Annotated in this window: 13 protein-coding genes; 5 read left to right on the top strand and 8 right to left on the bottom strand. The window is 61.5% G+C overall.

Translation table 11 applies throughout. From position 1 onward, the window contains the following. Positions 1-16: 16 nt before the first annotated feature. From J3P93_RS04110 to J3P93_RS04100, 3 genes are all read right to left on the bottom strand, one after another. A complete protein-coding gene (locus J3P93_RS04110) occupies positions 17-610 on the bottom strand; it encodes an HAD family hydrolase (protein WP_434595303.1) in 594 nt (197 codons plus the stop codon). After that, the gene (gene tesB, locus J3P93_RS04105; protein WP_208939671.1) at positions 607-1,476 is read right to left on the bottom strand and encodes an acyl-CoA thioesterase II; all 870 of its coding nucleotides are present in this window, start codon (positions 1,474-1,476) and stop codon (positions 607-609) included. Before tesB ends, J3P93_RS04110 begins: the two co-directional genes overlap by 4 nt. Positions 1,477-1,585: 109 nt before the next feature. Beyond that, positions 1,586-2,155, bottom strand: a complete 570-nt coding sequence (locus J3P93_RS04100) for a GNAT family N-acetyltransferase (protein WP_203419587.1) — start codon at positions 2,153-2,155, stop codon at positions 1,586-1,588. A 94-nt stretch (positions 2,156-2,249) separates the two neighbouring features. Here J3P93_RS04100 and J3P93_RS04095 point away from each other — a divergent pair, with 94 nt between their 5' ends. Further along, positions 2,250-3,170: a histone deacetylase family protein gene (locus J3P93_RS04095; protein WP_434595299.1), complete on the top strand. Its 921-nt coding sequence runs from the start codon at positions 2,250-2,252 to the stop codon at positions 3,168-3,170. Positions 3,171-3,441: 271 nt separating this feature from the next. Continuing rightward, the gene (locus J3P93_RS04090; protein ID WP_434595296.1) at positions 3,442-4,689 is read left to right on the top strand and encodes a TIGR03862 family flavoprotein; all 1,248 of its coding nucleotides are present in this window, start codon (positions 3,442-3,444) and stop codon (positions 4,687-4,689) included. Positions 4,690-4,758: 69 nt separating this feature from the next. On the opposite strand, the gene J3P93_RS04085 is transcribed toward J3P93_RS04090, so the two are convergent. The 5 genes from J3P93_RS04085 to J3P93_RS04065 all read right to left on the bottom strand — a co-directional run bounded on the left by J3P93_RS04085 (position 4,759) and on the right by J3P93_RS04065 (position 9,394). Then, entirely contained in the window at positions 4,759-6,096 is a 1,338-nt protein-coding gene (locus tag J3P93_RS04085) for a DEAD/DEAH box helicase (RefSeq protein ID WP_203419589.1), read from the bottom strand. Positions 6,097-6,148: 52 nt separating this feature from the next. Continuing rightward, entirely contained in the window at positions 6,149-7,084 is a 936-nt protein-coding gene (gene yedA / locus J3P93_RS04080; protein ID WP_203419590.1) for a drug/metabolite exporter YedA, read from the bottom strand. A gap of 312 nt (positions 7,085-7,396) precedes the next feature. Further along, positions 7,397-8,002: a 3'-5' exonuclease gene (locus J3P93_RS04075; RefSeq protein ID WP_434595293.1), complete on the bottom strand. Its 606-nt coding sequence runs from the start codon at positions 8,000-8,002 to the stop codon at positions 7,397-7,399. A gap of 35 nt (positions 8,003-8,037) precedes the next feature. Then, positions 8,038-8,517, bottom strand: coding sequence for an NYN domain-containing protein (locus J3P93_RS04070; RefSeq protein WP_007949802.1), 480 nt, complete (start codon positions 8,515-8,517; stop codon positions 8,038-8,040). A gap of 139 nt (positions 8,518-8,656) precedes the next feature. Then, complete coding sequence (locus J3P93_RS04065) at positions 8,657-9,394, bottom strand: DUF2076 domain-containing protein (RefSeq protein WP_434595290.1); 738 nt, start codon at positions 9,392-9,394, stop codon at positions 8,657-8,659. 177 nt (positions 9,395-9,571) lie between these two features. Between J3P93_RS04065 and J3P93_RS04060 the strand changes: the two genes are divergently transcribed. The 3 genes from J3P93_RS04060 to J3P93_RS04050 all read left to right on the top strand — a co-directional run bounded on the left by J3P93_RS04060 (position 9,572) and on the right by J3P93_RS04050 (position 12,378). After that, positions 9,572-10,246 (top strand): YciC family protein, encoded by a 675-nt coding sequence (locus tag J3P93_RS04060; protein ID WP_434595289.1) that lies wholly within the window; start codon positions 9,572-9,574, stop codon positions 10,244-10,246. A gap of 75 nt (positions 10,247-10,321) precedes the next feature. Then, a complete protein-coding gene (locus J3P93_RS04055; RefSeq protein ID WP_434595287.1) occupies positions 10,322-11,401 on the top strand; it encodes an endonuclease/exonuclease/phosphatase family protein in 1,080 nt (359 codons plus the stop codon). 56 nt (positions 11,402-11,457) lie between these two features. Beyond that, entirely contained in the window at positions 11,458-12,378 is a 921-nt protein-coding gene (locus J3P93_RS04050; protein WP_434595285.1) for a hypothetical protein, read from the top strand. Positions 12,379-12,383: the final 5 nt, after the last annotated feature.

Raw genomic sequence — 12,383 nt, 5'->3', positions numbered from 1 at the left:
ACAAACAAAATATTCCTTAAGCCTGAAGCATCCGCCGCAACTCCACACAATCGCGTGCATGCCAATCGGTCAATTCCGGCCACGGGTTGTCCGGCAAATTCACCAACACCGTCCGCGCCCCCGCCGCTCGCCCGCAATCGAGATCGAAGCGGTAATCACCGACCATGACCATCTCGCTGGCCGGCACCTCCCAGGCCTGCGCCAGTTTCAGCAAGCCACCGGGGTGTGGTTTCGGCGGCGCTTCATCGCGGCCCAGTACGTCCTCGACCTTGAAGCAGTCGGCCAGACCGATCGCCTCCAGCGTCACATGCGCCAGTTCCCGTGCATTGCGGGTGAGGATACCGAGGCGATAACCGCGTGCGTGCAGCTCACGCACCAGCTCCACCGCGCCAGTCGCCGGGGTCGAACCCAGCGCCAGATCGCGTTCATGCTCGAGCAGCCACGCATGTTTCGCCGCCGCTTCAGCGGCCGGCAGCGCGGCGAGGTGGGTGAGGATGTCGTCTTCCGGCGGGATCGCCAGCGCCACGCGAATCGCGGCGAAATCGTGCACGGCCACCGTCAGGGTGCCGTCCATGTCGAACACCCAATGACGCACCTCGGCCAGGCTCATGCCCAATCCTGGCGATGGCGGATCAGGCCTTCCTGCGTCACTGAGGCGACCAGTTGCCCGGCGCGGTTGTACACGCTGCCACGGGAGAACCCGCGGGAATTACCGGCCCATGGGCTGTCCATGGCGTAGAGCAACCAGTCATCGGCGCGCAGATCGTTGTGGAACCACAGCGCGTGATCGAGGCTGGCGACCTGCATGTCTTTCTGCCAGACCGATTTGCCGTGCGGCAGCATCGAGGTGGTCAGCAGACCGAAGTCCGAGGCGTAGGCCAGCAGGTATTTGTGCAACGCGGGAATGTCGGCCAGGGCGCCATCGGCGCGGAACCAGACGTACTTGACCGGATCGGCCGGTTGCGGGTTGTACGGATCTTTTTCGGTGACCGGGCGGACTTCGATCGGTTTCGGGCAGAGCAGTTTTTCGCGCATGTGCTCGGGGATCAGGTGCGCGCGTTGCTGGGTCAATTCCAGCTCGGACGGCAGGTTTTCCGGGCCGACCACCACCGGCATCTGGCTCTGGTGCTCGAAGCCTTTTTCGTCGTACTGGAACGAAGCGCTGCAAGTGAAGATCGGGTGGCCCTTCTGGATCGCCGTGACGCGACGCGTGCTGAAACTGCCGCCATCGCGCACGCGATCCACCGAGTACACCACCGGCAACTTGGCGTCGCCGGGGCGCAGGAAATAGCCGTGCATCGAATGCACATGCCGCGCTTCTTCAACGGTCTGACTGGCCGCCGACAGCGACTGGCCGAGCACCTGACCACCGAACAACTGACGGAAACCCAGATCCTGGCTGCGGCCACGGAAAAGGTTTTCTTCGATCGGTTCCAGGGTCAGCAAGTCGACCAGATCTTCCAACACTTGGCTCATTCAGACTCTCCTCACACAAAGCAGTGCCGCGCAGTCTTGGCTGCGGCGGCCGATTCAGATTCTGGCGCGGGCCAATGATTTGGTGGCCATTGTAAACGTCCGTGTCGGCTTATTCATGCAAGGTTTGCAACCATTGTTCGCGGCTGATGCGGTACAGCACATGCCGACGCAACGGATGGTCGGCGGCAAGCTTGGGATGGTCGAAGTCATCCTGCGGATCGTGGTGCATGCCGATTGCCTGCATGACCTTCTCCGAGGGCAGGTTGCTTTGCGCGGTGAACGAGACGATTTCCTCCAGCTTCAGTTGGTCGAAACCGGCGCGCAACGCGGTCCACGCCGCTTCACTGGCATAGCCCAGGCCCCAGTGTTCCTTGGCCAGGCGCCAGCCGATTTCCACGGCCGGGGTGAACGGCGCATCGAAACCGACCACGCCGAGCCCGGTGAAACCGATGAATTCGCCGGTGTCCTTGCGCTCCAGCGCCCACAGGCCAAAGCCGTGCTCGGAAAAATGCCCGCGTATGCGCCCGATCACCGCCGCGCTTTCCAGCCGGGTCAAGGGTGCCGGAAAGTAGCGCATCACCTGCGGATCGGCACACATCGCCGCGAAGGCCGGCAAATCCTCGTCCTGCCACTGTCGCATCAGCAAGCGTGCGCTTTGCAGTTCCAGTATTGGCTCCATCGTCTTCTCCATTTCCATGCCGCCAGTCTACATCGCTGGTAGGATCGTCAGCGCTGCGCCGAATTCCAATGACCCGCCGATACCAGACATCACCATGCCTTTGCCGCTGATCTACCACGAAGACTACAGCCCCGAGTTCCCGGCGGATCACCGCTTCCCGATGGACAAGTTCCGCCTGCTGCGCGATCACCTGATCAACACGGGCCTGACCCGCGATGCCGATCTGCTGCGGCCGCAGATCTGCCCCAACGGCATCCTCGCCCTCGCTCATGACCGCAGCTATATCGAACGCTACATGAGCGGCGAGTTGTCCCGCGAAGACCAACGGCGTCTCGGCCTGCCCTGGAACGAAGCCTTGGCGCGGCGCACGGTGCGCGCGGTCGGTGGTTCGATCCTGGCGGCGGAGAAAGCGTTGGAGCATGGCCTGGCCTGCCACCTCGCGGGCGGCACCCATCACGCGCATTACGATTATCCGGCCGGTTTCTGCATCTTTAATGACCTGGCGATCATCAGCCAGTACCTGCTGCAAAGCGGCCGGGTCAATCGCGTGCTGATTTTCGATTGCGACGTGCATCAGGGCGACGGCACCGCGCGGATTCTTCACGACACACCGGAGGCAATTACCGTTTCCTTGCACTGCGAGAAGAATTTTCCTGCACGCAAGGCCGACAGCGACTGGGACATTCCGCTGCCCAAAGGCATGGGTAATGCCGATTATCTGCAGGTCGTCGATGACACGCTCAACTACCTGTTGCCGCTGTATCAACCAGATCTGGTGCTGTACGACGCCGGCGTCGATGTACACAAGGACGATGCCCTCGGCTATCTGCAATTGACCGACGAAGGCGTGGCTGCCCGCGATGAAAGTGTGATGCGCCATTGTCTGGGCCGCGACATACCTGTGGTCGGGGTGATCGGCGGCGGCTACAGCAAGGACCGCCACGCCCTCGCCCGCCGCCACGGCATCCTCCATCACAGCGCGCAACGGGTGTGGGATTCACACGGTTGTCACTGAGGTGTGCTGCGTTACCCACAATCGCTGTGGAACTGCCTGTGGATAACCTGAGTGAAAGGGGTTGCAGGCCATATGGACCGTGGCGGTGAGGAGACTGGTTAATAATTAGCCAGCCCGCAAAACCCTGTAGGAGTGAGCCTGCTCACGATGGCGGACTGACATTCAACATTGATGCCGGCTGATCAACCGCTATCGCGAGCAGGCTCACTCCTACAAGGGGCGGCGCTGTTAGAATGCGCACCTTATCCCGCCATACCGCAGCGCACAGCCCATGACCGAGAACTCCGCCCCCATTACTGCTCACGTCGCCATCATCGGCGGTGGCCCCGCCGGCCTGATGGCCGCCGAAGTGCTGAGCCAGGCCGGAGTCCGCGTCGATCTGTACGACGGCATGCCCTCGGTGGGGCGCAAGTTTCTGCTGGCCGGGGTCGGCGGCATGAACATTACCCACTCCGAACCTTACCCGGCCTTCCTCTCGCGCTACGCCGAACGCGCACCGCACATCGCCCCGCTGCTGCGCGGTTTTGACGCTGATGCGTTGTGCCAGTGGATTCATGAGCTGGGCATCGAAACCTTTGTCGGCAGCTCCGGCCGCGTATTTCCCACCGACATGAAAGCCGCCCCGCTGCTGCGCGCCTGGCTTAAACGCCTGCGCGACAGCGGCGTGGTTATCCACACCCGCCACCGCTGGCTCGGCTGGGATGAGCACGGTGCCTTGCGCATCGACAGCCCGGACGGCGAAATCCGCGTCAGCCCCGACGCTGTTTTGCTGGCCCTCGGCGGCGGCAGTTGGTCGCGCCTCGGTTCGGACGGCGCGTGGATGTTGCCGCTGGAGCAGCGTGGCGTGGCCCTGGCGCCGTTGCAGCCGAGTAATTGCGGCTTCGAGGTGCAGGCCTGGAGCGAATTGCTGGTGAACAAATTCGCCGGTGCGCCCCTGAAAAACATCGCCATTGGCCTGGACGACGATGTTCCGCGCTTGGGCGAATGCGTGATCACCGCGACCGGGATCGAAGGCAGCCTGATCTATGCCCTGTCGGCGCCGATCCGCGAGGCGATCAATCGTTATGGCGCGGCGGTTATCCACATTGATCTGCTGCCCGGCCGCCCTGTGGATAAATTGCACGCGGCGTTGAGCAAACCCCGCGGCTCGCGTTCGATGGCCAAGCATCTGCACAGTCAGGTCGGGATTGATGGGGTGAAAGCGGCGCTGTTGCGTGAATTGACCGATGCCGAAACGTTCGCCGACCCGGCGCTGTTGGCTCGGGCGATCAAAGCGCTGCCGCTGACCTTGGTGAAAACCCGTCCGCTGGACGAAGCGATCAGCAGCGCCGGCGGCGTGACCTTCGAGGCGATGGACGAGCGCTTGATGCTCAAGGCGCTGCCGGGGGTGTTTTGCGCCGGCGAAATGCTTGATTGGGAAGCGCCGACCGGAGGGTATTTGCTGACCGCGTGTTTTGCCAGTGGACGGGCGGCTGGGCTGGGAATGCTGCAATGGCTTAAAAGCAGCGGCAAGCTTTGAGCTTCAAGCTGCAAGCCAAAGCAAAGCGCTTCTAACTTGCAGCTTGCAGCTTGCCACTCGAAGCTGCTTTCAAGGCTTACGCTTGCGCGGTCCGGTATTGAACACCGGCACCTTGCGCACAGGCTTGATCGACGGCTCCGGCGCCTGCGTATCACCACTGTCCACCCATTTGCCCAGATTGCGCTTGCCGCCACCGCCGGACACTTTCGGCTTCTTCGGTTTCTTCGGCTTCTTGATCACCTGTCCGCTGGCATCGGTATCCGGCACGCGGTGCTCAGGTTCAAAGTCCGGCTCGTTCTGACGCTTCAAGGTCTGGCGCGTGAGCATTTCAATCGCCGAGAGCATGTTCACTTCGTCGGCACACACCAGCGAGATCGCCTCACCGGTCGCGCCCGCGCGCCCGGTACGACCGATGCGGTGAATGTAATCCTCAGCCACGATCGGCAGGTCGAAGTTCACCACCAGCGGCAAATCCTCGATGTCCAGACCACGGGCGGCCACATCGGTCGCCACCAGAATCTGCACTTCACTGAGTTTGAAGCGGTCCAGCGCACGCTGGCGGGTCGCCTGCGGTTTGTCGCCGTGAATACCGTCGGCGTTGACGCCCAGGCCCTGGAGTTTTTCCACCAGCGCATCGACACCGTTGCGGGTCTTGGCGAACACCAGCACTTGCTTCCACTTGTTCTTGCGCATCAGGTGCACGAACAGCTCGGCCTTGCGTTTCTTGTCCACGGTCACGATCCACTGCTTGACCGTGTTGGCCGCCACGTTGCGTGGGCTGACTTCGACGGTTAGCGGATCGTTAAGCATCTGCCCGGCCAGCAGACGAATGTCATCGGAGAACGTCGCCGAGAACAGCAAGGTCTGGCGCTTTTTCGGCAACATGCGATAAATGTTCGCCAGTTCTTCGGAGAAGCCCAGGTCGAGCATACGGTCAGCTTCATCCAGCACCAGCGTTTGCAACTGATTGAGTTTCAGCGCGTTCTGGCGGAACAGGTCGATCAAGCGACCGGGCGTGGCGACCAGCACATCGACGCCGCCGCGCAGCTTCATCATCTGCGGGTTGATGCTGACACCGCCGTACACCGCATAAGTGCGCAGCGGCAGATTTTCCGCGTACTGGCGCACGGCCTCGTGGACCTGCTCGGCCAGTTCGCGGGTCGGCACCAGGATCAGCGCACGCGCCGAGTTGGCGGTGACTTTCGGCCCTTCCATGGCCAGCAGCTGCAACAGCGGCAAGGCGAAGCCGGCGGTCTTGCCGGTCCCGGTCTGCGCCGCCGCCATCAGGTCGCGACCGGCCAGCACCGCCGGAATAGCTTGCGCCTGCACCGGCGTCGGGGTCTGGTAGCCGAGCGTCTCGAGGGAGCGCAGCAAGGGTTCGATCAGGCCAAGGGAGGCGAAAGTCATGGGAGTACCGTAGGAAAAAATCACGCGGGGATGCAATGCCGCGCAGTTTACCCTAATTCGTCCGCGCTTCCGTCGGATCGGCTTGCGCTTCCTCGACCGGCACTTGCTTCGGCCGGCGCCACTGCGGCAGGCTGATCAGCAATACGGCGCTGATGATCACCAGCATCGCCAGCGCTTCTTCGATGCCGATGGTCTCGCCCACAAACACGATCCCCAGCAGTACGGCGACGGCCGGGTTGACGTAGGCATAACTGGTTGCCGCCGCCGGGCGCACATGCTTGAGCAGGTACATGTAGGAGTTGAAGGCGATGATCGAGCCGAAGAAAATCAGGTAGGCCAGCGCCAGCCAGCCTTCGACCGGCGGCAGCGCTTGCAGGTGTTCACCGCTCACTGCGCTGCCGATCAGCAGCACCACACCGCCGACCAGCATTTCCACCGCGCTGGCCATGGCCCCCTGTGGCAACGGCAGATACTTGCTCCACACCGAACCGAACGCCCAGGTCGCCGCAGCGAAAATCAGCAATGCGGCGCCGAGCGGGCTCGATTGCAGGTTTGAACCCATGTTGAGCATGGCGATGCCGATAATCCCCAGCGCCACCCCGGCCCACTCGAGACGGGTATTACGCGCGCCCCAGAAATAACCGAACAGCAAAGTGAACAGCGGCACCGTCGCCACCGCCAGCGCCGCCACCCCGGAAGCCACACCGGTGTGCTCGGCCACGCTCACCGCGCCGTTACCAAAACTGAGCAGCAAAATCCCGATCAGCCCCGCCGCTTTCCACTGCGCCCAGGTCGGCGCTGGTGCCCCGCGCCAGCGCAGAAAGGCGTACATCAACGTGCCAGCAATCACAAAGCGCACCCCGCCCAGCATCAGCGGCGGCCAGTATTCAACGCCGATGCGGATCACCAGATAAGTCGATCCCCAAATCACATACAGCGCAAAAAACGCGGCGATCAGCGGCAAGGAAAAACGGCGCAAGGCAGGCATGGGCAGCTCGACAGTCAGTGTCAGGAAATTAAGTATTCTAGAAAGGCGCGCGAGCAAAATTAAGTTACAAAACCTGTTTATCGCGCCGGTACACTTTTGAAAACACAGAGGTCGTCGGGTTTATCCAGTTTCGAAAGTAAGACTTATCCGGAAGCCCGCGCATGGACTATTTGGGTATACACGCAGTTCCCAATGTGGGAGCCAGCCTGCTGGCGATGACGTTCGTTCAGCCGAAAGAAAGGTTGAATGACACACCGCCATCGCCAGCAGGCTGGCTCCCACAGGGGTTCGTTGTCGCTGTCGGTCTCGGGATCAGCGATAGCGCAGCAGGTGTTCGTTGACCTTGGCAGCGGGGACTTTCTGCAATTTGCACAGCAGGTCATGGTTCAGCTCGCGCACGCCGTGCTTGTGCCGCAACTCGTCGGCCAGATGCGCCATCAGGTTGGCCGCCATTTCGGCGTCGGCCATGGCCCGGTGAGCCTGGCCAGTGTGTGGGAGGCTGGCGAAGGTCGTAAGGGTGCCGAGTTTGTGATTGGGTGCCGCCGGCATCAAGCGCCGTGCCAGCAGCAACGAGCAGGCAAAGTTCTGCAAGCGGGTGCGCTTGATACGCCCCAGTTCGAAATCCCAGAACTTCTGGTCGAACGAGGCGTTGTGCGCCAGCAATGGCGTGCAGCCGACGAATTCGTTGACCTCTTCCATCACCCGCTCGGCCGGCGGCGCGCTGCGCAGCATGGTGTTGCTGATGCCGGTCAGTTGTTCGATGAACGCCGGGACGCGCACACCGGCGTTCATCAGGCTTTGGTAACGCTCGACGATGCGGCCGTTTTCCAGCATGACCACGGCGATTTCCGTGGCGCGGCAATTGCTGTTCGGCGCCAGGCCAGTGGTTTCAAAGTCGATGACTGCAATGCGTTCCAAACCGGGTTCAACTCCGTTCAAATCAATCTTTGAGCTTAATTCTTCAGCAACAGCGCGCCTTCGATCGGCACGTAGCGGCTGGCGGCGCGGATCAGCGAGTTGGCGGTCAGCCCGGGTACGCCGTAGGCCACCGCTTGCACGCCGTGTTTGCTGATAATGCGTTCGAGCAGCATGTCGAAATCGCCGTCACCGGAAGCGAGGACGATTTCGTCGACGTGGTCGGCGGCGTCCATGATGTCCAGGGTGATGCCTACGTCCCAGTCGCCCTTGGCCGAGCCGTCGCTGCGCTGGATGTAGGGCTTGAGCTTCACGGTGAAACCGAGGTTGCGCAGGATCTGCTGGAACTGCTGCTGCTTGCTGTCGCCGCGGTCGATCGCGTAGGCGTAGGCCTCGACGATCTGCCCGTCCTTGCTGATGTCGGCCCACAACGCGGCGTAGTTGAAATGGCAACCATAGGCCTGACGCACGGTGTAGTAGAGGTTCTGCACGTCGGCGAACACTGCGATTTTTTTCACCGGAGTTCCTGTGGGTGCGCACGCGCACGAAGCGGGATCAGGCCCAGGGCCTGAAAAAGGCGCTCAGTATGCCAGCCCGAGGGAAGATTCCGCGAATAATCGGCCCGAAGCCCCGAGGGGCTCCGGACGAATGGTGGAGTCAGACGAAGGAATCGTCGTCATCGAAGAACGACGAGCTGTCGTTGCTGTAATCGGTGTCGGTGAAACCGCTGTCCGCCACGCGCTGGTCATCGCCCCAGCCGTTATTGCTCTGGTCGGCGACCTGGGCGGGCTCTTCCTTGATCACCTCGACGATTTCCTGCGGCTGCTGGTTGTGATGAAACAGGCTGCTGATGCCTTGCGCGAGCATCACGCCGCCAGCGACGCCGGCCGCGGTTTTCAACGCACCGCCGAGGAAGCTGTTGCCCGCTGCTGGCGCGGCTTGTTGTGCGTAATTGGTCGGCGCTGCGCCGAAGTTCGCTTGTGGCGCCGGGGCCGCGTAATTCTGCTGCGGCGCCGGTTCACGCCAGCCACCCGTGGATGCCGGGGCGGGATTTTGCGTCTGCGCCGGGCGCGAACTGCCACCGCCAAAAATGCTCGACAGGAACCCACCGCCCGCGTTCGTGGCTGGTGCGGCACTCTGCGCCTTGGCCGACTGCAACTCGGCCTGCAGACACTGCACTTGCTGAGTCAATTGCTGGTTCTGTTCATTGAGGCTCTTGAGCGCCGCCTCTTGCACCAGAATCGCCTGGGTCATGAAATAGCCTGCCGCCGGCTGGCGCGTCAGGTGTTCCTTGATCCGCGCCTCGGCCTGGACGTCACGCGGGGCTGCCTCCGTTTCGGCCTGTTGCAGCCGGGAAAACAGTCCATCGATCAGGGTTTGCTCTTCGCTGTTCATGGCGACCTCGTAGATTGCCGGTAATAACGTGCCCTCGCCCACTCTGGGCGTGGTGCTCTCCTGTAATGGAGACAGTGACAAAACGTTTCAATGACCTTTACCGAATGTTTACGTTTGTGTCGCCCCGTGTTGCATCGGTTAAAGTGAGCCACTGTTTTTGACCTGCGATACCGACTGATGAATGCCCTCGAAGTACTGCGCGACTCTTTGTATTTTTTCAAACGCCATCTGGGCAGCATCGTGCAGCTGTGCCTGCCGCTGGTGATTTTCGAGGCGTTTTTGCAGCAGGTGGTCGATCACGCCAGCGGCCCCGAAGGCTTTTCCGCGATCAGCATCGTTGTCGGTCTGCTGGTGTATCCGTTGTACACCGCTGCACTGATCCTGTTTCTCGATGCCCGCAGCCGTGGCGAGTCGCCGCGCAACCGCGACCTGCTGGCGATGGCCGCGATGTTGTGGCCGCGCTTCGCCCTGCTGACGGCGCTCAATACCCTGCTGATTCTGCTCGGCCTGTCGCTGTACTTCCTGCCGGGCCTGATGCTGATGGTCATGCTCGCGTTCGGCGAGTACCTGCTGGTGCTGCGCGGCATGGGCCCGTTGCAGGCGATGAAGGAAAGCCTGCGCCTGACCCGTGGGCATTTCTGGCGGATCCTGCTGTGCATTCTCTGTGTGATGACGCCGCTGTGGCTGCTCAAAGGCGCGACGCTGGCGGTGTATCCCGAGCCGCAGAATCCGTTGATTGCAATGCTGATCGACAGTGCGCACAGCTTCCTGCAACTGTTCACCTGCGTCGTCCTGTTCCGCCTGTTCATGCTGATCAGCGAATTGCCTGACAAGCGTGACAGAACGATCTGACCGCGCAGCGCTTGGGCATCGCGCCGCCCGTCAGGTATGCTCGGGGCCACTTTCTGTAACGCTATAAGCCGAGCCATGACCCGTCTACTGCGCTACTCGTTGTTGTTGGTTGTACTGGCCATCGTCGTGATCGGCACGCTGATCTTCAGCCTGACCTGGCGCCCCGACGCCCGCGAAACCCTGCCGGTCAGTTGCACCGCCACAGCGCCGACGCTGGTGCCGGGCCAGGCGCTGAAAGTCATGACCTGGAACGTGCAATACCTCGCCGGCAAGCGTTACGTATTCTGGAATGACCTGGCCCAGGGCAACGATGAAGCACCGACCGCCGAAGACATGGCGTTCAGCCTCGACGAAGTGGCGCGGGTAATTCGCGACGAACAGCCCGACGTGGTGCTGTTGCAGGAACTTGACGACGGCGCCAAGGCCAGCGACTACCAGAACCAGCTCAAACTGTTGCAGGAACGGGTCGCCGATCTGTATCCGTGCAGCGTCAGCGCGTTTGACTGGAAAGCCGACTTCGTCCCCGAGTCGCAGGTGTTCGGCAGCGTTGGCCGGCAGTTGGCAACCCTCAGCCGCTATCGCATCGAACACGCCGAGCGCCTGCAACTGCCAGTGGCTTCAGCCAATATCATCAGCCGCCAGTTCCAGCCCAAAGATGCACTGCTGGTCAGCAAACTGCCGCTGAGCGATGGCGGGCAATTGACCCTTTTCAACACTCATCTGGAACACACCAGCCGTCCGGACGCGACCTTGCAGGCGCAAGTGAGCGCGGTGGCCAAGGTGCTCGACAAATATGAAAGCCAGGGCTTGCCATGGCTGACCGGCGGCGACTTCAACCTGCTGCCGCTAGGTCAGTACCGGCGCCTTTCGACCGATCAGCGCAGGCCCTACTCGGCCGACAGCGAGCTGCACCTGCTGTGGGACAAGTACCCGATGATCCCGACCAACAATGAAGCCAGCGGCATCGACCGCGCCAGGTGGCTGACTCATTATCCCAACGATCCCGGCCTGAACGGCCCGGATCGTACCGTCGACTACTTGTTTTACAGCCCGAAGATCAAACGCATCGAAGCACGAGTGCGCCAGGATGATACGTTGCGCATTTCCGATCACCTGCCGGTGATTGCGCGCTTCCTGTTACCCGCCGCGCCTTAGCTGCACGGCGAACGACCGGTGTAGTCGACGGCCCCCGATTCACGACATGGAAAGCCATGAAAATATTATTGGTGTGCAAGGATATTGGCGGTTATGCGCGCAAGCTGGCAGATCATTTACGGGCCGAGAACGCTGTGTGCTTCATCGATACGGCGTTGATGGCCGATGCGTTCAACCGGGCGCCGAAAATTCTGCGCCGCCCGCTCAGACGCTGGGCGAAATTACGCCAGTTCAAAAAGGCAGTAGAGGCACACGGGCCGTTTGACGTTGCCCTCGTTATCAACCCGGCACAAATAGACCCAGAGCATTTGGCTATCGGCCTGGACGCATCCTCGCGCAAGATCGCCTACCTCTATGACAGTTTCAGCCGCTGGCCGATGACCCGGGAACAACTTGCCGGGTACGACGAGGTGTTCTCGTTCGATCCGCAGAATGCGCAGCAATACGGCCTGAAGAAACTGCACAACTTCATTTACGACGACTACGACGCGAACGCTGACGAAGGCGACTACAGCGCCTTGGTGGTCATGGCTGGCAAGGACCGCGTCCCGGCGCTCGAAGGTCTGGCAAGGGCATTCGATCGACTTGGCATCAGCGACTACAAGTTTCTGGTGCAGTGCAAACCGATCCCGGGCGCGCATCCCGGGATCACGTTTTTCGAGCAACGCCTGCCACTGGACACCGTCGGCGCGCTGGTCAAACGCTCGCGGATCATTCTCGACATCGCCAAACCCGGTCAGGCCGGGTTGAGCTTCCGTTTTTTCGAAGCCATGGCCGCACGTAAGAAAGTCATTACCACCAACCCGAGCGTGGTCGATTATGACTTCTACAACCCCGCGAACATTCTGGTGATCGACGAGGCCGATCCGGTGATTCCGCCAGCATTCGTTTCCACGCCATACGTCGATGTGCCCGAACAGATCTATCGCCAGTACACCTTGCAAGGTTGGGTCGAGACGGTTTTCACATCACCATAATCATG

It is taken from the genome of Pseudomonas sp. R3-57, from assembly GCF_051132065.1.
Lineage (GTDB): Bacteria > Pseudomonadota > Gammaproteobacteria > Pseudomonadales > Pseudomonadaceae > Aquipseudomonas.
This window is presented reverse-complemented; position numbering and strand designations above follow the sequence as displayed.